Raw genomic sequence first — 20,695 nt, forward strand, 5'->3', positions numbered from 1 at the left:
TTCCTTACTACATACGATTTCCAACTAATTTTGAAGCTGGCAATAAACCTGCTTTGGCAGAACCGCTCATTGTACTTCCGGTTACAATAACCGAAAACTTTAAGTTTAAACGAATGGGCTTTCGAATACTCAAGGACCACTCCAGCTGATCATTATGTAAAACAGGATTTGCAAATTCTACAATCTCGTCCTCCTGCTGAGCTGTTCCGTAAATACGCCCATCCTCAGTTGTAATGTTGAGAATAACAGGAAGCTTTCCTATTGGAGTAGATATGATTGTGTTCCATTTTCCATCAAACATCCTGTTTTTTTCGATATTTGCCTTTCCGGGAGTCGGAACTACTGATTCATTCAAGACAGAAATTGACTCAGGATGACTGTCTTCGCTGTCAATCGGCGCCATTCCGATTGCTTTCCACACAGTTCCTCTTTGCTCATACTCAAACAACTGTTCAATTGCATGAGCAATACGAGGACCTAATTCTCGTTCTACCAAATATAAGGCAAGATCAAGCCCCGATGTTACACCTCCTCCACTCACTACATTGCCATCATCTACAACTCGTGCATGAACAGGTATAGCGCCGGTTGCCCCTAAAAACTCCATTCCCATATGATGTGTGACAGCATGGCGCCCTTCCAACAAGCCGTCCATGGCAAGGATTAGCGTTCCGCCGCAAACCGGTGATACGATTAAGTCAGTTCTGTATAGCGCTTCTCTTAAAAAGTGAATCAAATCAGTTTCCATCGCCCGTTTCAATAAAGCTATGAACGAATTTGGCCCATTGTCGTTCACGCTGGCAAACACCCCGGGAATAACGAGAATCCCTTCTCGTTCCAAATCAATTTTGCCGCTGCTGGGAAGTCCGGGGCCATTCATCCCGCTAGTCACATGCCTTTTCCCTTCTGCACTTACAAATTCAACAGTTACTTCTTGCGAGTACATCTTGGCAGCCATAAATACCTCGTAAGGTCCGATCACATCCATGAAATCAAAACCATCGAATAATACGATTTGGACATTCATTTTTTATTCCCCTTTTAGTAAAATTGTGACCGGACGGTCCGGTCCGCATATTTTATTGTACACGATATTTACTGCCGCAGGCTTACCATTCTTGAATCTTTAGTGAACAAGTATCAGAGGCTGGCAATGCCTCATTTGTCTGCAGAATAATGATTAAGAAGGGTTTTGATTTGTTGAATACTATAGGAAATATGATCATTATTAAGAGCCAGACGACTAGCCATAATTGCTCCTTCAATTGCTGAAAAAATAAACGAAGCGAGCGAAAGGGAATCGACATTTTTATGAAATTCATTGTTCCCAATGCCTTCGTCAATAATTGATTTTATATAAAGCAGGGTTTCATTGTATGCTTCAGAAGCTTTTTCATGCAGTTCGGGAAAACCGTAATCACTTTCGATTGCTGTATTAAGCAGCGGACAGCCGCCGGGAACAGGAGGATTATTCACTGCGTCTTCATAAACATAACACATCGCGATAATTTTCTCTGCAGCAGTATTGGCCGATTGGACTGCTTTTGCAAAATAAGAGTGCAGTATATGGCCTGAACTTTCAAACGTCGCTAAGACAATATCATTTTTATTTTCAAACCTTCTGTATATCGCCCCTTTTGGCAGCCCAGTCGCTTCCATAATGTCCTGAATGGAAGTCTGGCTATACCCCTTTTGGTTAAATAGCGTCATTGATGTCCTGATAATAAGATCTTTTGTTTCATCAATCTTATTCATTGCTACGTTGTCCTCCATGATTAATAATTATAGTTTACGCTTTAGTATACCGAATTAATGAAAATAATTAAATGATAGATGCTTGCGATTATTCATAGGAGAAACTTTAATCAGATAAAAATTCGAAGGATGACTCAGTGTCACCAAGTCATCCTTGCTCAGATAATGGTATTAAACTTCTTTCATTTTACCTTCCTTGACAGTTTGAAGCCGAATCCTGCGCTGAACCATTCGTTTTGCTATCACGCCGTGAGACGGAGCGAAGAAAAAAGCCAAGATGAAGAAAACTCCAGTCATCGAAGTCATAGCACCTGAGATGGAGACGTTCAATAGATAAGCAGCATAGTATCCGCTTATTGCTGACAGTGCCCCAATTCCCGCACTGTAAAAAAGCATCGTTATTAATCGATCGGTCAGTAAATAGGCAGCTGCGGGGGGAACGATCAGCATCGCAACCACCAATATTGCTCCTACAGAGTCAAATGAAGCGACAGTCGTAGTCGAAAGCATCCCCATTTGCAAATAATGCAAAACGAGGACCGGTATTCCAATTGCAAGTGCCATTTCCGGATCGAAGGCGGCCAATTTAAACTCTTTATAAAAGAGCGCAAGAATAGCAGCATTAATGACTAACACGATAACCAGCATCCAAAAAGCGCCCGGACCAATATCTCTTCCAAACAATTCAATCGTATCCCATGGAACAAAGGCAATTTCCCCCATTAATGTATGCTCGACATCCAAGTGAACATTTCCCCCATATACCGAAAGCAAAATGACTCCAACCGCAAACAACGATGTGAACACAACGCCGATGGCTGCATCCGATTGAACTCCGTTTGTATTGAGCAGCTGCACAAAAAATGCCGTTAAAAGACCAACGATAACAGCTCCGATAAACATCGGCAATCCGTCAAGTGTGCGAGTGACTAAAAAAGAGCCGACAATCCCCAACAGAACGGTATGACTAATAGCGTCAGCCAGCATGGACATCCTGCGTAATACGAGAAATGCCCCGATTAATGCACAGGTAACTCCAACAAGCATTCCGGTAACAATAATCCAAGCTTCATAGCTCATTTGGTCACCCCCCTTTTAAGCTCTTTTTAGGTGATAAGGTCGGCTGAAGTTTGTGGAGCTTGAGAAGGTTGAACAGCCGGGCTTTCATATCTTCAGACAAAGTTTCATAGTCAAATGAGTCATTTTTCAGATTCGCGTTTTGAAATTCCATCTCATGCATAAGATAAATTTCAAACAAACGATAACGTAATGCCAGCTCATACCCTTTGGCTACTCCGGTTGTCGTTAATCTCCACGAGGAATCAGCACCATAATGAATCCAATTCTTTTTCTCCAATCTCTTTAAGCTGCTTTTTAAAAGGAAACTCCCTATTTTGCGCCTGCTTTTAATAAACTCTTCGGTAAACAACGGCAGCTGTTCTTTTGACGATTGAGCTTCTTCTGTTAAGTCGTAAAGTGACAACAATGCTTGCTCCATCGCCGTCTGATTTCTTAGTTTTATCTGATGCAATGCCCTGGCGAAAAGGCCCTTCTTTGGAGCAAACAGCAAAGACACGATAAAAAATGAAGTAGCCGCAACGATAATAAGAGGACCGGTCGCCATCCCTTTTGCAGTTGTGCTGAGCAGTGTCCCAAGCATCCCGCTTAGTCCGCCAATGACTCCTGAGAGAATGACCATCGTCTGCAAACGATTTGTCCAATAGCGGGCGGCAATCGCCGGCGTGATCAGCATAGCCGACATCAAGATTACACCTACTGTTTGAAGTCCGATGACAACCGCGCATATGATTAATATCAATAGCAATCCGTTTAAAAATGATACCGGCAATCCAATTCCTTTTGCGAAGGCAAAGTCAAACGTAATCAGCTTAAATTCTTTAAAGAACAAGCCGGTGATGAAAAGGAGAATGGCAGAAATCAACCCGATAATCACAATATCCTCCCTCACCAAGGAGGCCGCCTGACCAAACAGAAACGAGTTCAATCCGCTCTGATTTCCTGTTCCCCTTTGCTGGATAAATGTCAAAAGGACAATTCCGATACCGAAAAAAATGGATAAAACAATGCCAATTGCTGCGTCTTCTTTAACTTTGGAATGCCGGGTAATTGCCTGAATACAGTAGGTACCGGCCAGTGCCGCCACAGCAGCGCCAATTAAAAAGAAGAACAGCGACTTTTGTCCGGTAATTATAAAAGCAAGACAAACGCCAGGCAGCGCAGCGTGTGACATAGCATCACCTATCAAGCTTTGCTTTCTCAGCAAAATAAAGCTTCCGAGAACTCCGCTTGCAATCCCTAATAGGAGAGTTCCTGCCAAGACCCATTGTGTATTCGGATTTTGCAGCTGTAAAAGCAAATAATCCATAGAATTTCACCCCTATTCTCTCTCAACGGCTACTTGTTTATCTTCTAAAAAGGCGAGCTTGCCGCCATACGTTTTTTGCAAATTATCAATATGAAAAACTTTTTCTGTCGGTCCAAAATCGATTTTTCTTAAATTTAAAAGGAGGACCCAATCAAAGTATTCTTCGACGGTTTGGAGATCGTGGTGAACAACCAATACCGTCTTTCCTTTTTCCTTTAATTCATTCAATAAAGCAATAATCGCTTTTTCTGTGGCCGCATCGACGCCAACAAACGGTTCATCCATAAAATAAATTTCTGCATCTTGGGCAAGCGCTCTGGCCAAAAAAACCCGCTGCTGCTGTCCACCTGAAAGCTGGCTGATTTGCCGATCCTGATAATCGAGCATGCCAACTTTTTGTAAGCAGGCTTTAGCTGTTTCAATATCCGTTTTTTTCGGTCGCTTGATCCAGCCAATATGTCCGTACCTGCCCATAAGGACGACATCTAAAGCACTTGTCGGAAAGTCCCAGTCCACAGAACCTCTTTGCGGTACATATCCGATTTTTTTCCTTTGATTGTGGTAGGGCTCTCCAAAAATCTGAACACTTCCGGACGCTGTTGGAGCCAAGCCCAGTATGGCTTTAATCAAAGTTGACTTTCCAGCGCCGTTCGGACCGACAATTCCAATCAGCTTTCCTCTGGGCACATTGAATGTAATGTCCCGCAAAACAGGCTTTTTATGATACGCGACCGTCATATTTTCAACCGTTACCGGATACATTCTTCGTCATCCTTTCAACTATTTTAATGAAGAGACAATGGTATCTATGTTATGCCTGAACATTCCTGCATACGTTCCTTCTTCGGTTCCGGCTTCACCCATTGCATCAGAGTACAATTCTCCGCCAATTGATACCTCATGCCCTTTTTCTTTTGCGCCTTCCACAACTGCATTTATCGATTTTTCCGAAATGCTGCTTTCCACAAACACCGCTTTAATATTTCTTTCTGTGAGAGCATTAACCAGCTCTTGTACATCCTTTAACCCATATTCTGAATCCGTGCTCAACCCCTGAAGACCCATAACCTCAACACCATATTCCTCGCCAAAATACTGAAAGGCATCATGGGCAGTGACCAATACCCTGCTTTCTTTCGGTATCGTTTCGACTTGCTCTCTTGCATACTCATCAAGCTCTTTCAGCTCTTGTTTATACGATTCAGCATTTTTCTTGAATTCTTCTGCCAAATCGGGCTGGAATTTGGAAAGCTCCTTTTCAACCGTATCTACCACGAACATCCATCGAGGAATGCTAAACCAAACATGGGGATCATGTAAACCCGGATTTTCTTTGTTACCTAGCAGCTGATTGTCTGGAATCGATTCGGCAGCAGGTATTGCAGGCTTACCCTTTGATATTTTTTCAAATACTTCATCCATTTTTCCTTCCAGATGCAATCCGTTGTAAAAAACAATATCAGCATCCATAAGCTTTTGGATATCCCCCTGTGATGCTTTATAAAGATGGGGATCGACACCCGGGCCCATTAACGATTCGACTTCTACATGTTCTCCGCCAATATGATTAGTAATATCAGCGATTTGGCCAATTGTTGCTGTGATACGGATTTTATCGTTTGCATTCTCCGATGTTGTACTACTCCCGCATGCTGATAAAAAACATAATACGATCAAAAAAGCAAAACTTGCTGCAACTAATTTTTTCACTAGTATTCTCCTCCCTTCTTTTTTCCTGCTTGTTTAGTAAACCCAAACTGGGATCAGCCATGATTGATGATATTATTCTATGCGTTTTTTTTAGATTAACGACAATTATTTAAATAAACTCATAAAAAAGTCGTTAAGGACAAAAAGTTTCCCTAACGCAAATTTAATTTGTTTTTTTTCAGCTGTCAAGAACAAATTGTTAAAAACAAAAAAACCGGCTTTTTCAAGAAAAGCCGGCTGACGAGAAGGGATATTTTTCCTAAGCACCTTTAGTTTAGGTTTATGGAAAAGATTTCGCAAAACGAAAAAATACTGTTTCTACTTTCTCATTCTTTGTTTTGTAAAGACATCGATTTTTGAAGTGCAGTTGCTAAGCCTTGACTGATCTATATCGAAACCGATGCCGGGAGATTGTGGAACTTGAATATAGCCATTTTCAACAGTTATATTTGGCTCGATAATATCATTTTCCCAAAACCTAGAGGAAGAAGAGATGTCCCCCGGAATAGTAAACTGAGACAGACTCGCCAAGGCGATGTTTTGGGCTCTGGAGATTCCGGTTTCGACCATTCCTCCGCACCAGACCGGAATGTTGTTTTCTTTACAAACCTTATGAATTTTCAGCGCTTCTGTCAATCCGCCGACCCGGGCAGGTTTAATATTAATTACCTTGCAGCTGCCCAGCTCGATTGCTTTTCTCGCATCATCTGCACTAAGGATGCTTTCATCCAAGCATATGGGCGTTTTAATATGCTTTTGCAGGTGGCGGTGATCCACGATGTCATCATAGGCAAGAGGCTGTTCAATCATCATTAAATCAAATTGGTCCAGTGCCTTAATTCCGCTTATATCCTTAAGCTGATACGATGAATTGGCATCAGCCATAATTGACAGTCCCGGGAAATGCGCCCGAATAATTTTTAATGGTTCTATATCATGTCCGGGCTTTATTTTGATTTTGATCCGTTTATAACCTGCCTGCAAATGATCGTGAATTTCCGATAACATCGTATCCATTCGGTTCATTCCCACTGCGACACCGGCAGGTATTTGTGTTCTCACGCCGCCAATGCAAGAGCTAAGCGTGCGTCCCTCTTGTTTTGAGTAGAGATCCCAAAAAGCCGCCTCCACGCCTGCTTTTGCCATCCGATTTCCCCTGTATTTTTCGAGAAGCTTTGGAACTTCGGTTGGATGGTGAACCTGGCCGTCCATCAACTCGGGAATAAAAAAATCTTTTAGCATGTGGTAGCAAGTCTCGAGAGTTTCCTCTGTATACCAAGGGGAGGAAAAAGCGGAAACCTCTCCCCAGCCTTTTTTTCCAGACTCGTCTTCCGCTTCTAAAATAATGAATTTCCGGTCTGTCAGCGTTTCAAGACTCGATGTAAATGGTGATTTCAGCTTCATCGTTACGTGGTAAAGAGTAAATGTGCGAATTTGTATGGCTGTTTCCCCCTTTTTAAAGCAAGTTCTTCAATTTGTTTCTCAAAAGCTTATTTGAGGCGTTCCTCGGTAGTTCATCTACAAAATAAATTTGCTTAGGAATTTTATATTTTGCTAATTTTTTTTTGCAATGCTCTAACAGTTCTTCCTCATTGATCCAACTTCTCCTGACGATGAAAGCGCAAGGAACTTTACCCCACCTATCGTCTTCTGTCCCCGTAACCCCTGCTTCCTTTACGCTGGGGTGTGCCAGAAGAACGGCTTCAACTTCTGCAGGATAAATGTTTTCTCCTCCTGAAATAATCAAATCAGACCTTCTGTCCAATACATAAAGAAAACCTTCATCATCCAAATAACCCATATCGCCGGTTAAAAACCAGCCATTTTGAAAAGATTGCTCCGTAGCCTTTTGATTATGAAAATAACTTTTCATTACATTCGGCCCTTTTACAGTGATCTCACCATGCTCGTTTGGCTCACATGGTTTCCCATCCTTCATGATCTTAATTTCACACGAAAAAAGCGGCTTCCCTGCAGAACCGAGCTTTGCCAAACTATACTCAGGCGGAAGTGTGACAATTTGCGAGCTCGTCTCAGTCATTCCGTAAGATTGGTACACGGGGAAATCTTTTTGTTTACTGTCTTCCAAAAGCTTAAGGGGGGCTGGTCCGCCTCCAAGCAATACGCACCTTAATGACTCCGGGCTTCGGTTCACAGACTGCACCAGCTGCGTAAGCATCGTTTGTACGACAGAAATCATCGTAACTCGGTGCTCATTTATGGATCTATTGATTTCTTCCGTTTCAAATCTTTTATGCAAAATAACCGGCATACCATAAATGACCGATTTAAATAAGGCGGATAACCCGCTGATATGAAAGAGCGGAAGTGCAATCAGCCATTTATCGTGATCAGAAAGTCCAAGGTTTAATGCAGATGAAACTGCGCTGAAATAATGATTTCCGAAGGTTTGCTCCACTCCCTTTGGAGATCCGGTCGTTCCTGATGTATACATGATCGTTGCTGTCTCTGCCAAGTCTATTTCAAACAAAAGATCCCCATCATCAGCTTTTAGTGATTTCAAGTGGGAAAGAAGGACCGTTTCGCAATTTTGTCTGTGGTCTTCCAGCCATTTTTCTTCTGTCACCAATAGGCTCGCCTGTGAATTTTTTATTTGAAAATCCCGTTCGGCTTTTGTCAGCCTCGTATTTAACAATACCAATTTGCAGCCGGAAAGGAAACAGGCATGAATGAAGATGACAGTCTCTATATGATTCTCAAGCAATATAGCAATGGTATTTCTTTCTGCCGCTCGTATGAATGTTTGCAGTTGAAAAGCCATGTTCCTTGCTTTCTGATTCAGCTCGAAAAACGTCAGATGTTCGTTGGCAAAGATGATTGCTGTCCTGTCCGGCGTCAATTCAGATCTTTGCTTCAACCAATTGGGTTGAACTTGCATATTTCATCACCACAACTATCAAATATTGAAAAAGAAACAGCTCAGGTCAAACCAGGCTGTTTCTTGCAATTTATACATTTCGATTGATCAAGGAAAACGCGGGAATTGGCCGAAGTCCGGTTTTCTTTTTTCTTTGAAAGAATCACGGCCTTCCTTGGCTTCATCCGTTGTGTAGTATAGAAGAGTAGCATCTCCGGCAAACTGCTGCAAACCGGCTAAGCCGTCGGTATCTGCATTAAAAGCAGCCTTAAGAAAACGAAGGGCTGTCGGGCTCTTTTCAAGCATTTCCTCGCACCAACTGATCGTTTCCTCTTCCAATTTTTCAAGCGGAACGACTGTGTTTACCAGACCCATTTCCTTTGCTTCTTCCGCATTGTACTGGCGGCAAAGGTACCATATTTCCCGCGCTTTTTTGTGGCCTACAATACGTGCTAAATAGCCTGAACCGTATCCCGCATCAAAGCTGCCGACTTTCGGTCCGGTTTGTCCAAAGATGGCATTATCCGCAGCAATCGTTAAGTCACATACGATATGAAGAACATGGCCGCCTCCAATGGCATAACCTGAAACCATTGCCACTACCGGTTTTGGAATCACTCGGATCAAGCGCTGCAGATCTAATACGTTCAAGCGGGGAATCTGATCATCTCCGACGTACCCTCCGTGGCCGCGAACCTTTTGGTCTCCTCCTGAGCAAAATGCCTTGTCTCCTGCTCCTGCAAGAACAATAACACCAATTTCCGAGTCGTCTCTTGCATAAGCAAACGCATCAATTAATTCAGTCACCGTTTTTGGACGAAAAGCATTATGTACTTCCGGCCGATTAATCGTTATTTTCGCGATTCCATTATATTTTTCATATATAACGTCTTCATAGTCTCTTTCCTTTATCCATTCCACTCCCATGATTGAACCTCCTTCATATTATGAGACAAACTCATTAACCAGTTTTCCGAACGCCTCAGGGCATTCCAAATGAACCGTATGGCCTGCATGTTCAAATATCTGCAAGCAGCTATTCTCAAGCTTTTTATCGAGTTTCTTATTTATGCGGCAAAACTTTTCATCCAGCTGCCCAGTAATGAGCAGGACAGGAATTTTCACCTCATGCAGCTTTCCCCATAAGGAAGGCTGTGCTCCCGTGCCAAAGCCCGACAAGCTATTTGCAAGACCGATCGGATTATTATTCAGCCGCTCTGTTTGCTGTTGATTTCTTACTCTTTTAGGTAACCGCTTTTGCGAATCAAACAGAGGGATATTTCCCCAATAATCAATGAACTTCGAAAGCCCTTCATTGACTAATAAATCAGCAAGCTTCCGGTCTTGTGCAATTCTTGCCTTTCGTTCGTGAAGCGACATGAGTCCTGGAGAACTGCTTTCCAGAATAAGTCTGGACACACGGCCAGGATAAAGCATGGAGAAATACAGTGCGAGCCTGCCCCCCATAGAATAACCGATCAGACAAACTTTGTGAAGCTGCAATGATTTGATCAACTCTAACAGATCTTGTGCCTGGCGATGGGCTGAATACCTTTTGCTATCAACCGGGCTGTCAGTCCCTCCGTGTCCAAGCAAGCTAATCCTAATGATTCGTTTATCGCTCAGCAACGGCTCCATCGGCTCCCAGCTTTTTGCACTGCCAGTAAATCCATGAAAAAAAAGAATCGTTTCAGCTGACTTTTTATTATTGTCGTATAATTCATAAGTGACACCATCTGCTAAAGTGATTCTCAAAACGGCCACTCTTTTCTTATTTCCCGGGAAACTTTTTGCAGCAAATTTCGATGGATTTCCACACGATTCTCCCGGTTTGTTTTCACTTCGATTACATGCAGGCCAGGGGAATTTACGCTTGATTTGTAGACTTTAATGAATTGCTCCCATGAATCAGGCACCACATAATATCCTCCATAAAGTTTTGCCGCATGTTCAAATTCGAGCCCTGTCGGTGTGCCGAATAATGATTCAAAATATATTTTTTCAGTAGACTGCGGCAGAAATGAAAAAATACCTCCGCCATCATTATTAATTAATATAATGGTCAATGGAATATTAAGAGTTTTGCAAGCGAGCAAACCATTTAAATCATGGTAAAAGGACAAATCGCCGATCACTAAAGTCACTGGTCTCTTCGTCGCCTCTCTGACCCCAATAGCGGTGGAAACAACTCCATCAATCCCATTAGCCCCTCGGTTTGCAAACAGCCGATAAGAACGGTTTTCCGTTCCAAAAAATGTATCTGCATCTCGGATCGGCATGCTGTTTCCTAAAAAGACTGAACTATTATCAGGAATCAGCGGTTGAAGGACTTGATAAACCTTGCCCTCAAACCAATCATCCTCCAGGTCCATGCGTTTCAAATGAAAACGAAATCTGTCATTTACAAACTTCCATTTTTTCACCCATGTTGAATCATCATTTGGTTCAGCATGTTCAAGAACTGTTTGGATAAACACCTCTTCACTGCTGTTTAGCATCCATGTGCTATTTAAGGTCGGATCCCTCCATCCTCCTCCCGGATCAACAACGATTTGGCTAATTTCCGGATGCTTTTGCAACAGCTGAAACAGCGGCTTTGATACTGGCATTGGCCCAAACCGTATGACAATTTCCGGAAAAATAAACTCCTGAATTGTTTCATCTTTTAAAAATGAATCATATGCGTCAATAATTGTGCTTGCATCATGACCGCTATTTCGTAAATTGGATAAAGGATCCGCCAGAATTGGGTATTTTAAATGCCGGGAAAGCTTTAAAACAAATTCTCTCGTTTCATCATCAGCCAGCTCTCCGCAAACAATCAAGCCTTCTTTACGTTTCTCAAGCTCTGGAATAAGAGTCTCAAAGAATTCGATCTTCGTCTCAACTATACGGTTTCTTATATGCAGCTGTTTGTTTGCAGTTTTTTCTTTTTCGAAAGGAAGTGACTCCAAGTCTGGCATTAGTGGTTCTCTCAATGGAACATTGACATGCACAGGCCCTCTTGGGTGCCTTGCAGCCTCACTTCCGGCTCTTAACGCAATTCGCCGAACATAGGGTAACATTTCTTCACGCTCTTCAGGCAGAGCCAAGTCTGTGAACCATTTAACAAAGTTGCCGTACAAAAATTGCTGATCTATGGCCTGAGGTGCACCTGCATCCCTCAACTCATGCGGACGATCAGCTGTCACGATGACAAGCGGCACTCTTGAGTAATTGGCTTCGATAATTGCGGGATAAAAATTTGCCCCTGCTGTTCCGGAGGTACATATGAGCATGACCGGCTTCCCGCTCGCTTTAGCCAAGCCGAGCGCAAAAAATGCCGCCGAGCGTTCATCAATAAGCACATGCGTATGTATTTCCGGGTGGGCGCTGGCCATGATAGCAAGCGGCGTTGATCTGGATCCGGGACAAATGACCGCTTCGCTAACTCCGCTGACAGCAAGCTCATTCATAAAGCAGCCAATATAATTCGTAATTGGGTTCGTCATCACTACATTCCTCCAAGAGCGGAAAGCATCGGTCTCAGCTTAATTTGTGTTTCTTCAAACTCTTTTTCCGGATCAGAATCCTCAACTATGCCGCATCCGGCAAACAACCTCGCCTGATTGCGTTCTATCAAACCGGAACGGAGGGCAACGATAAATTCACCGTTGTCTTTGCAGTCGATCCAGCCTACAGGTGCGGCGTACCAGCCTCTGTTCATCGGCTCTACGTTCCTAATAAACTCCAGCGCAAGTTCACGAGGTTCTCCGCCGACAGCTGGTGTAGGGTGAAGCTTGTGAATCAGATCAAAAAGAGACGCTTTTTCATTAATTGTTCCGGTAATTGGCGTATACAGGTGCTGAATGTTTTTCGTTTTATATAAGCCTGGTTTTTCCGGCTTTTTCACTGCAGTACAGTTAGCTAAAAAAGCGTCATTGATCATATTAACGACGATTTGGTGCTCCATACGATTTTTTTGATCGGACAACAGTTCTCTGCCCAGCTGCTCATCCTCTTCATCTGTCTTGCCTCTTTTGATTGATCCGGCAATGCACGAAGAGGAGACATTGCTTCCTTCTTTTCTGATTAACCGTTCAGGTGATGCAGAAATAAAGCTTTGTGCACCTTCTTCTACAACATAAACATAGCTTGTTTTTTGCTCATGTAAAAGCGTGGCAATGACATGGTCCAGCTTAATGTTTTCTTCATATGTAGCCAATACCTCTCTGGCAAGCACAATTTTATCATAATTCTTTTTTTTGATTTCCTCTGTTGCGCTACGAACCGCATTCATCCACTCTCTCGTATTTTTTTCTTCAATTGAATTTAGTTTAGTACGTTGTTTAGTCGAACACGCGGCTTCGTTTGCGGATGAAACGGATTTGAGCAGCTTGCGTAAAGCCTGTTCAGCATCTTCTTCCCCGTAAGTCCATCGATTTGCGGTAAGGAAAGCCCCAGATGAAGAGATCGTCAACATTAAAGCGGGGACAAAAAATTTCCCGGCGGAAAAATGGTTCCAGTGTGGAGCTTTTTCTTCTTTCGGATCGAACGAAAAACCTCCAAAAAGTAATGGACCTACTGCTGCTATATCCGAACAAGCACCATCATGTATATGGCAGGAATCATTTTTAAAGCGCTCCCATTTTTCATGAATCACGCGAAATCTATTTTCTGCATTGTCTTCTGCTTGAAAAATCACTTCTTTTCCAAGTCCTATTATCTTCAAATCAGAATTTGAATCTGACCAAAAAAAACGTTGTCCGGCATACTGCTTCTCGCCATTAGAAAAAAACGCCAAAGGATCTATCGACTCAATTTGCTTCGAATAACTTAATAGGATCGCATGGTTGACTTTTTTTGCTTTATTTAATGCAAGAGAAGCTTCTTGCAGCAAAGTATGCTGGATCACTGTCACCATGATTACTCCCTCCAAAATCCAAAATTACTTTCATCAACATACACCTGCTTATATCAGCCTGTCAATACGGGCGGGAGCAGATTTAAGTTCATATACTGTTTATTATAAACCTATTTTCCGTTTTAAAAAAGCATTGGCTCTTATTCGTTCAAGATGGAGAAAAGAATTTTAAACATGATTTACATCCTTCCATTGACACCTTTTTAAAGTTTTTCTAAACTTAAGAGTGGATGAGTACGTATTTTTATAAAAAGGAGAATAGATATGCAACATCAATCACTATCAGGTAATGTGTCAAAAATCAAACCTGATAAAAACTGGCGGATTTGGTGGATGCTTTTAAGGCCTCACACGTTAACTGCTGCATTTATTCCAGTGACGATCGGAACAGTGCTGGCTTTACCATCCGGACAAATCAACATTTGGGTATTTCTCGCCATGCTGATTGCTTCTCTTTCTATTCAAGTTGCAACCAACATGTTCAACGAATATTTTGACTATGTCCGAGGCTTAGATAATGAAAATTCGGTAGGGATAGGCGGGGCCATCGTACGTAACGGCGTAAAACCAAAGACTGTACTGTATCTTGCTTATTTACTTTTTATTTTCTCGGCACTTCTTGGTGTCTTTATCTGTATTTCATCAAGCTGGTGGATCGCTCTTATAGGGGTTTTTTGCATGGCAATTGGCTATTTTTACACAGGAGGGCCACTTCCCATCGCATACACTCCTTTTGGCGAAGTGGCTTCAGGTGGTCTTATGGGCGTAGGATTAGTGGGAATTTCTTATTACATTCAAACAGGTGAATGGAACACTAATATTTTCTTGATTTCGATTCCTGTTTCCATTCTGATCGGCGCCATTTTGTTATCGAACAACATTCGGGATCTCGAGGGGGATAAAGAAAACGGAAGAAAAACCTTGGCAATACTTGTCGGAAGAAAAAGAGCAACCGACATTTTAGCTGGTTTCTTCTTAGCAGCAAATATGCTAGTTGTCTTGTTTATTGCTTTAGGAATCCTTTCACCTTGGACGCTTCTTGTCCTTTTCAGCCTGGTGAAAAGCTATATAGCCGTAAGGGAATTTAAGAAAAAATCAATTCCAAAAGAACTTATGAATGCGATGAAATCAACTGCGCAAACGAATACAATTTTCGGAGTCCTGCTTACGATTGCATTACTCCTTGATTATTTTGTCTAATAGAGCTTTCCTCCGAGCTCTTTTTTTGTTCGTGAATTATTTCTCGGAAAAAAAGCTCATACTACCTGTAAAGCAATTAGAAAAAAGAGGTGGAATTATTGCTTACAGAGGATCAAAAAAATCGATTAAAAAATGAGCTGGAAGCGGCTAAGAACGAGCTGTTGTCACGATTAAAAGATAATAACAATTTTGGAACCTCGGTGTCCTTCCCTTATGATTCAACCGGCGGATTGTCATCCTACGATAACCATCCCGGAGATCAGGCTACCGAGCTGTATGAACGAGAAAAAGATATTGCATTGTACGCACATGAAAGAGAACATCTTAGGGAAATTGATCATGCGCTCGACAACATCAAAAAAGGAACATACGGCAAATGCGAGGTATGCGGCCAAGACATACCATTGGACAGACTTGCTGTCATCCCCACAGCTGTCACTTGCAAGCAGCATACGCCAGACGAAGAGGTTTCAAAGAATCGTCCGGTTGAAGAAGAGGTGCTGCACCCGCCATTTGGAAAATTCGAACATGATGAAAAAAACATTGCAGGATATGATTCCGAGGACGCCTATCAAGAGGTAGAGAGCTATGGGAATTCGCAAACACCGCAAGATATGGAAACTCCTCCTGTTTCGTATAATGACGTATATATGGAATCTGAAGAAGATGTTGGCTATGTAGAAGATTATGAAAACTTTGCAGCTACTGATCTTTATGGAAATCCAATGAAAATTTATCCTTCTAATGAACACCAGGAATACGAAGAACAACTGGATGAAGCAGATTCAATGGTAAGCTGGGGGGACCTGCCTGCATCCGAAAAAAAGCCGTACGATGAGTAATTGCAAAGAGGAATCCCCACTTTAGGGAATTCCTCTTTGTATTAAGGGCTTAAAATGATTCTTGTATCCCTTGGCTTGATATTCCAAATCTCCTCAGAATATCGTTCGATTGTCGCGTCACTGGAGAAGTGCCCGGAACAGGCAATGTTTATAATCGCTTTTTCGGCCCATTTGGCTTTATTTTGATAATCTTTTTGAATTTTTTTATGGGCTTCGGCATAGGTACTAAAATCCCTAAGGATAAAATACTCGTCATTATGGTCCAGTAACGAATCGTATATGGCTTCGAATTCATATGGCTGATCGGCAAAAATGCCATTCATCAACTGATCGACAACCTCTTTGATTCTCCTGTCATGCTGGTAATATTCACGTGAACGATAGCCGCCTTTTTCGTAATAGCTGACGACCTCATCCGCTTGCAAGCCAAACGTATATATATTATCTGGACCGACGCGTTCAAGAATTTCAATATTCGCTCCATCCAACGTTCCGAGTGTAATTGCACCGTTCATCATAAACTTCATATTTCCAGTACCCGAAGCCTCTTTGCTGGCTGTTGATATTTGTTCACTTACATCAGCGGCCGGAAAAATTTGCTCGGCAATTGAAACCCTATAATTCGGCAGAAAAATAACCTTGATTTTATCGTTCACCTGAGGGTCATTATTTATGATTTCTGCTACCGAGTGAATCAGTTTTATCACTTTTTTTGCATAATAATAGCTTGGTGATGCTTTTGCGCCAAAAATAAACGTTTGAGGATAGAGGCCGGCTGACCGATCCTCTTTTAGATGATTGTATAAATGCATAATATGCAGAACATTTAACAGCTGCCGCTTATAAGCATGGAGCCGTTTCACCTGAACGTCAAAAATGCTATCAGAATTTACAACAAAACCGGTAGAATCCTTAATCACCCGGATCAAATCTTCTTTTCTTTTTCTTTTTACTGCTTGAAAAACTTCGATAAATGATGAATCATAAGCAAATGGCGTCAAGTTGATTAATTCATCCGGGTTCTTCTTCCACTTTTCACCTATGGCATCGGTAATAAGGTTCGTGAGCTCCGGATTGGCTTTAAGCAGCCATCTTCTGTGGGAAATTCCATTTGTTTTATTGTTAAACTTTTCGGGGAAAATCAGATAAAAATGATTCATTTCCTTCTCTTTTAAAAGATCCGAGTGAATCTTTGCCACCCCGTTCACACTGTGGCTTCCGACAATTGCCAAATGAGCCATTTTCACAACACCGTGAGCTATGACAGCAAGGTTTTCAATTCGATTCCAATCTCCCGGATGCTGCTCCCAGACCCACCTGCAAAATTTTTCATTAATTTCATTTATGATCATATAAATTCTTGGAAGCAACGGCTTAATTAAATAGATCGGCCATTTCTCAAGTGCTTCAGAAAGAATTGTATGATTTGTATAGGAAAATGTATGAATGGTAATATGCCAGGCTTCATCCCACCCCATTTTTTCTTCATCCAGCAAGATCCTCATCAGTTCGGGAATGGCGAGTGAAGGGTGGGTATCGTTAATATGAATCGCAACCTTTTCATGAAAATCCTTCAACGTAGAATGTGCTTTCCGATAGCTTTTTACGATGCTTTGCAAGCTTGCCGAGACGAGAAAATACTGTTGCTTGAGCCTGAGAATTTTCCCGTCGTCATACGTATCATCAGGATACAAAAATTCTGAAACTGCTTCTGTTTCTCTTTTATATGTAAGCAAATTATATTCCTTGTAATTGGATGACGGCTCTGCGCTCCACAGCCTTAATGTATTTACTGTATCCGTATGTGCACCAATCATAGGGATATCATATGGAATAGCAGTAATCACCATGGCTTTTTCATGGCGGAATTCAAGCCTGTCACTTGATGTATCAGGATGCACGATACCCCAAAATTGAATATCAATCGCTTGGTCGGAGTTGCGCACTCCCCACACATTTCCAGACTTCAGCCATTGTTCCGGCAGCTCTACTTGGTTTCCATCGACAATCCTTTGCTCAAAAAGTCCGTATTTATAACGGATTCCCATGCCGTTTCCAGGTAGATTCAGAGTGGCTAATGAATCTAGAAAACAAGCAGCCAGCCTTCCCAATCCGCCATTACCAAGCGCAGCGTCCGGTTCAGCCTTTTCTATCTCATCGAGTGAAATCTCAAGGTCTTTTAAGCCTTCCTTAACTGTCTCACGGACCCCTAAGTTTAATAAATTTTGACCAAGAAATTGTCCGAATAGAAATTCAATCGAAAGATAATACATTTGTTTTTCCTGAAATGACCTGTTTTTTTCATTTGTCCGAATCCAGTTTGTACTGATATGCTCACGTACCATTTGGCCGAGAGTTTGATATTGATCAAGAGTCGTTGAATCTTGTAATCGTTTTCCGCACATCATTTCCAAACGTTTGGCAAAGCAGTTTTTAAACCTTTCCTTAGTTGAGAACATCCCCGCCACTCCCTCTGATAAGATCTGTATACATATTTAAATACAAATCTGCAGACCTTGACCAGCTATTGTCTTCAGCCATTGCACGTTTGACAATGTGATGCCATATTTCCTTTTTGCCATAGAAATACAATGCCCTCTCAATTGTGTGCTTCATATCGTGAGCATTAAAATTCACGAACGAAAAACCGTTCCCAGTTCGGGTATCTTCTCTATATGATTGAACGGTGTCATTTAACCCTCCCGTTTCACGAACGATAGGGATGCTTCCGTATTTGAGAGCAATTAATTGGCCTAAGCCGCATGGTTCAAAGCTTGAAGGCATTAAAAACATATCCGAGCCAGCATAAATTTTGCGTGCAATTCCTTCATCAAAACCAATATATGCTCTGCACTTGTTCGAATATGCCCACTCCAAATAACGGAAGTAGTCTTCAAACTCTCGATCCCCTGTCCCTAAAACGATAAATTGAATCGGCAATTCTAGAATTTCATGCATAATGCCTTTCAGCAAATCAAGTCCCTTTTGCTTTGTAAGACGACTGACAATTGCGATTATCGGCACGTCTTTTTCTTCCTGTAAGCCAAACATGGACTGAAGCTCTTGTTTGTTCGTCTGTTTTCCATCCAATTCGTTTACACTGAATTTTTTTATAAGTACAGGATCGGTTTCCGGATTATAAGTTGTATCATCTATGCCATTTAAAATTCCCACTAAATCCTTTTCCCTATAGCGAAGAACATGATTCATTCTCTCACCATAATAATCGGTTAAAATTTCATTCCGGTAGGTTGGACTGACGGTCGTAATATAATCGGCTGAAACAATTCCCGCTTTCATATAGTTTACGAGACCGTGAAACTCCAGCTTTTCATACGTAAAATGAGACATATCCAAACCGAAAAGATCATGGGTAACGTCCCTCGGAAAGGATCCTTGAAATTGCAGGTTATGGATTGTAAATATGCTTTTTGTGTGCTGAAAAAATCTCGTGTAGTTATATTCTTCCTTCAGCAAATAGTTTGTCATCGCGGTATGCCAGTCATGTGTGTGTATGATGTCAGGTTGAAAGCCGATCTCTTTTGCTGCTTCAAAAACAGCTCTAGAAAAAAAAGCAAACCTTTCTCCGTCATCATAGTGACCATATAACGAATCCCGTTTGAAATAGTATTCATTATCAAGAAAATAGTAAGTAACACCATCATGAATGAGCGATTCAATTCCACAATATTGCCTTCTCCAGCCGACTTGCACAGTGCATTCTCCAACCTTCTCCATACGCTGTAAATAGTCCGCCGGGATAAATCCGTATTTCGGTATCATAACTGCGATTTCGATTCCTTTTTTTAGTAACTCTTTAGGCAAAGCACCCGCCACGTCGGCCAGCCCGCCTGATTTTACGAATGGTACACATTCTGCTACTGTAAATAATACCTTCAAGAGTTCATCAACGCTCCTTGTACGAGACCTTTTCTTAATACATATGGCATTTTCATTGTTCCGGCAATTTCGCTTTTGTTTCCGACCCTAACATCTTTATCAGCAATTACTTGCTCCAGTGTACAATTATCCCCAATTTGAGACTTTTGCATAACGATACTGTTTTTAATTTTTGTGCCTTCTCCGATCGTAACCCCTCTAAAGATAATCGAATTTTCAACCTCTCCAGCGATCAAGCAGCCGTTGGCAATCATTGAATTTTTCACCTTGCTGCTGTTGTAGTATTTGGTAGGAGGTTCATCCTTCACCTTCGTATAAATCGGCATTTGAGGTAAGAAAATCTGCTGCCAATATTGAGGCTGAATAAGCTGTAAACTATGAATGAAATAATTTTCAATGGTATCAATGACCGCTGCATATCCCGCGTATTCATAACGGCAAATGGTTAATGAGCTTTGCGAACTGGAGACGACTTCCTGCAGCGTCTTAAATCCCTGGTCAACATGGCCGTAGATTAAATCTTTTAACAAGCTTTTCGCCATGATATAAATTTGAAGACTTTGACCGTCTTGATATAGTTCGGTTATGTCACAATCAAGTTCAAGATGCTTTTCTAACACGTATTGAAAATTAATGTTGCAGATAGTATGGCTGTTCGTAATAACAGCATACTCTTGAGAGCTTCTGTGGAAGTAATCCAAATGGTCTGAAAACTGTCGAAACGATCCAAATTCATCGTATTCATGATGCAAATGAGGGGAAGGAAAAAAGAAGAGACCATCCCTTTTTCTGCTTAAATCCCACTCTTTCCCCGATCCTAAGTGGTCCATTAATGAACGATAATGGTATTTTGGAAATATACCCACGCTTCGAATCCCAGAGTTAACCATGCTGGAAAGGATAAAATCAATCAAGCGGTACCTCCCTGCAAATGGGATTGCCCCTAAAGAGCGTTGAACAGTTAAGTCCCGAAGTGATTCTTTTTGTGTTGTAGCATCAATAATACCCAATAATTGATTACTCATCAAATTTGCACCTCTCCCTGCTTCATATTTTGATTACTTTGCTTTTACGCCATTCCTCCTTTTGGAGAATTTCCACTCAAATTGTATTGCCTCTTT

General features: G+C 41.7%; 17 protein-coding genes. 2 read left to right on the forward strand and 15 right to left on the reverse strand.

The window, feature by feature from the left end:
• Positions 1-7: 7 nt before the first annotated feature.
• The 12 genes from AM592_RS11175 to AM592_RS11235 all read right to left on the reverse strand — a co-directional run bounded on the left by AM592_RS11175 (position 8) and on the right by AM592_RS11235 (position 13,632).
• Positions 8-1,027: a DJ-1/PfpI family protein gene (locus AM592_RS11175; RefSeq protein ID WP_053603882.1), complete on the reverse strand. Its 1,020-nt coding sequence runs from the start codon at positions 1,025-1,027 to the stop codon at positions 8-10.
• Positions 1,028-1,158: 131 nt separating this feature from the next.
• Complete coding sequence (locus AM592_RS11180; RefSeq protein WP_053603883.1) at positions 1,159-1,755, reverse strand: TetR/AcrR family transcriptional regulator; 597 nt, start codon at positions 1,753-1,755, stop codon at positions 1,159-1,161.
• A 171-nt stretch (positions 1,756-1,926) separates the two neighbouring features.
• Positions 1,927-2,835 carry a metal ABC transporter permease gene (locus AM592_RS11185; protein WP_053603884.1) on the reverse strand — a complete coding sequence of 303 codons (909 nt, stop codon included), beginning with the start codon at positions 2,833-2,835 and terminating at the stop codon, positions 1,927-1,929.
• Positions 2,836-2,839: 4 nt separating this feature from the next.
• Positions 2,840-4,141 carry a metal ABC transporter permease gene (locus tag AM592_RS11190; protein ID WP_053603885.1) on the reverse strand — a complete coding sequence of 434 codons (1,302 nt, stop codon included), beginning with the start codon at positions 4,139-4,141 and terminating at the stop codon, positions 2,840-2,842.
• Between the two features lie 12 nt (positions 4,142-4,153).
• Positions 4,154-4,903, reverse strand: coding sequence for a metal ABC transporter ATP-binding protein (locus AM592_RS11195; RefSeq protein ID WP_053603886.1), 750 nt, complete (start codon positions 4,901-4,903; stop codon positions 4,154-4,156).
• Positions 4,904-4,921: 18 nt separating this feature from the next.
• Entirely contained in the window at positions 4,922-5,851 is a 930-nt protein-coding gene (locus tag AM592_RS11200) for a metal ABC transporter solute-binding protein, Zn/Mn family (protein WP_053603887.1), read from the reverse strand.
• 318 nt (positions 5,852-6,169) lie between these two features.
• A complete protein-coding gene (gene menC / locus AM592_RS11210) occupies positions 6,170-7,291 on the reverse strand; it encodes an o-succinylbenzoate synthase (protein WP_082363961.1) in 1,122 nt (373 codons plus the stop codon).
• 16 nt (positions 7,292-7,307) lie between these two features.
• Entirely contained in the window at positions 7,308-8,750 is a 1,443-nt protein-coding gene (locus tag AM592_RS11215; RefSeq protein WP_053603890.1) for an o-succinylbenzoate--CoA ligase, read from the reverse strand.
• A gap of 87 nt (positions 8,751-8,837) precedes the next feature.
• A complete protein-coding gene (gene menB / locus AM592_RS11220) occupies positions 8,838-9,656 on the reverse strand; it encodes a 1,4-dihydroxy-2-naphthoyl-CoA synthase (RefSeq protein ID WP_053603891.1) in 819 nt (272 codons plus the stop codon).
• An 18-nt stretch (positions 9,657-9,674) separates the two neighbouring features.
• Positions 9,675-10,493 (reverse strand): 2-succinyl-6-hydroxy-2,4-cyclohexadiene-1-carboxylate synthase, encoded by an 819-nt coding sequence (menH, locus tag AM592_RS11225; protein WP_082363963.1) that lies wholly within the window; start codon positions 10,491-10,493, stop codon positions 9,675-9,677.
• Positions 10,481-12,220, reverse strand: coding sequence for a 2-succinyl-5-enolpyruvyl-6-hydroxy-3-cyclohexene-1-carboxylic-acid synthase (menD, locus tag AM592_RS11230; RefSeq protein WP_053603893.1), 1,740 nt, complete (start codon positions 12,218-12,220; stop codon positions 10,481-10,483). Before menD ends, menH begins: the two co-directional genes overlap by 13 nt.
• A gap of 2 nt (positions 12,221-12,222) precedes the next feature.
• A complete protein-coding gene (locus AM592_RS11235; RefSeq protein ID WP_053603894.1) occupies positions 12,223-13,632 on the reverse strand; it encodes an isochorismate synthase in 1,410 nt (469 codons plus the stop codon).
• 264 nt (positions 13,633-13,896) lie between these two features.
• Between AM592_RS11235 and AM592_RS11240 the strand changes: the two genes are divergently transcribed.
• Both AM592_RS11240 and AM592_RS11245 read left to right on the forward strand, forming a co-directional pair.
• Entirely contained in the window at positions 13,897-14,832 is a 936-nt protein-coding gene (locus AM592_RS11240; RefSeq protein ID WP_082363966.1) for a 1,4-dihydroxy-2-naphthoate polyprenyltransferase, read from the forward strand.
• A 98-nt stretch (positions 14,833-14,930) separates the two neighbouring features.
• Positions 14,931-15,674: a TraR/DksA C4-type zinc finger protein gene (locus tag AM592_RS11245; RefSeq protein ID WP_053603896.1), complete on the forward strand. Its 744-nt coding sequence runs from the start codon at positions 14,931-14,933 to the stop codon at positions 15,672-15,674.
• 41 nt (positions 15,675-15,715) lie between these two features.
• Here the strand turns inward: AM592_RS11245 and AM592_RS11250 are convergent, their stop codons facing one another.
• The 3 genes from AM592_RS11250 to AM592_RS11260 are packed head-to-tail and all read right to left on the reverse strand — an operon-like array spanning position 15,716 to position 20,602.
• Entirely contained in the window at positions 15,716-18,133 is a 2,418-nt protein-coding gene (locus tag AM592_RS11250) for a glycogen/starch/alpha-glucan phosphorylase (RefSeq protein ID WP_053603897.1), read from the reverse strand.
• Complete coding sequence (gene glgA / locus AM592_RS11255; protein ID WP_053603898.1) at positions 18,120-19,574, reverse strand: glycogen synthase GlgA; 1,455 nt, start codon at positions 19,572-19,574, stop codon at positions 18,120-18,122. Before glgA ends, AM592_RS11250 begins: the two co-directional genes overlap by 14 nt.
• The gene (locus AM592_RS11260; RefSeq protein ID WP_098945234.1) at positions 19,571-20,602 is read right to left on the reverse strand and encodes a GlgC family sugar phosphate nucleotidyltransferase; all 1,032 of its coding nucleotides are present in this window, start codon (positions 20,600-20,602) and stop codon (positions 19,571-19,573) included. Before AM592_RS11260 ends, glgA begins: the two co-directional genes overlap by 4 nt.
• Between the last annotated feature and the right edge of the window lie 93 nt (positions 20,603-20,695).

It is taken from the genome of Bacillus gobiensis (genome assembly GCF_001278705.1).
In the GTDB taxonomy this organism is placed as follows: Bacteria; Bacillota; Bacilli; order Bacillales; family Bacillaceae; genus Bacillus; species Bacillus gobiensis.

Excerpts from the sequence above, each read along its gene's own strand:
- AM592_RS11190 (WP_053603885.1), bottom strand. The coding sequence starts at position 4,141 with ATGGATTATTTGCTTTTACAGCTGCAAAATCCGAATACACAATGGGTC.
- AM592_RS11180 (WP_053603883.1), bottom strand. The coding sequence starts at position 1,755 with ATGAATAAGATTGATGAAACAAAAGATCTTATTATCAGGACATCAATG.
- AM592_RS11185 (WP_053603884.1), bottom strand. The coding sequence starts at position 2,835 with ATGAGCTATGAAGCTTGGATTATTGTTACCGGAATGCTTGTTGGAGTT.
- menD (WP_053603893.1), bottom strand. The coding sequence starts at position 12,220 with ATGACGAACCCAATTACGAATTATATTGGCTGCTTTATGAATGAGCTT.
- AM592_RS11235 (WP_053603894.1), bottom strand. The coding sequence starts at position 13,632 with ATGGTGACAGTGATCCAGCATACTTTGCTGCAAGAAGCTTCTCTTGCA.
- AM592_RS11250 (WP_053603897.1), bottom strand. The coding sequence starts at position 18,133 with ATGTTCTCAACTAAGGAAAGGTTTAAAAACTGCTTTGCCAAACGTTTG.
- AM592_RS11195 (WP_053603886.1), bottom strand. The coding sequence starts at position 4,903 with ATGTATCCGGTAACGGTTGAAAATATGACGGTCGCGTATCATAAAAAG.
- AM592_RS11175 (WP_053603882.1), bottom strand. The coding sequence starts at position 1,027 with ATGAATGTCCAAATCGTATTATTCGATGGTTTTGATTTCATGGATGTG.
- AM592_RS11215 (WP_053603890.1), bottom strand. The coding sequence starts at position 8,750 with ATGCAAGTTCAACCCAATTGGTTGAAGCAAAGATCTGAATTGACGCCG.
- AM592_RS11240 (WP_082363966.1), top strand. The coding sequence starts at position 13,897 with ATGCAACATCAATCACTATCAGGTAATGTGTCAAAAATCAAACCTGAT.
- menB (WP_053603891.1), bottom strand. The coding sequence starts at position 9,656 with ATGGGAGTGGAATGGATAAAGGAAAGAGACTATGAAGACGTTATATAT.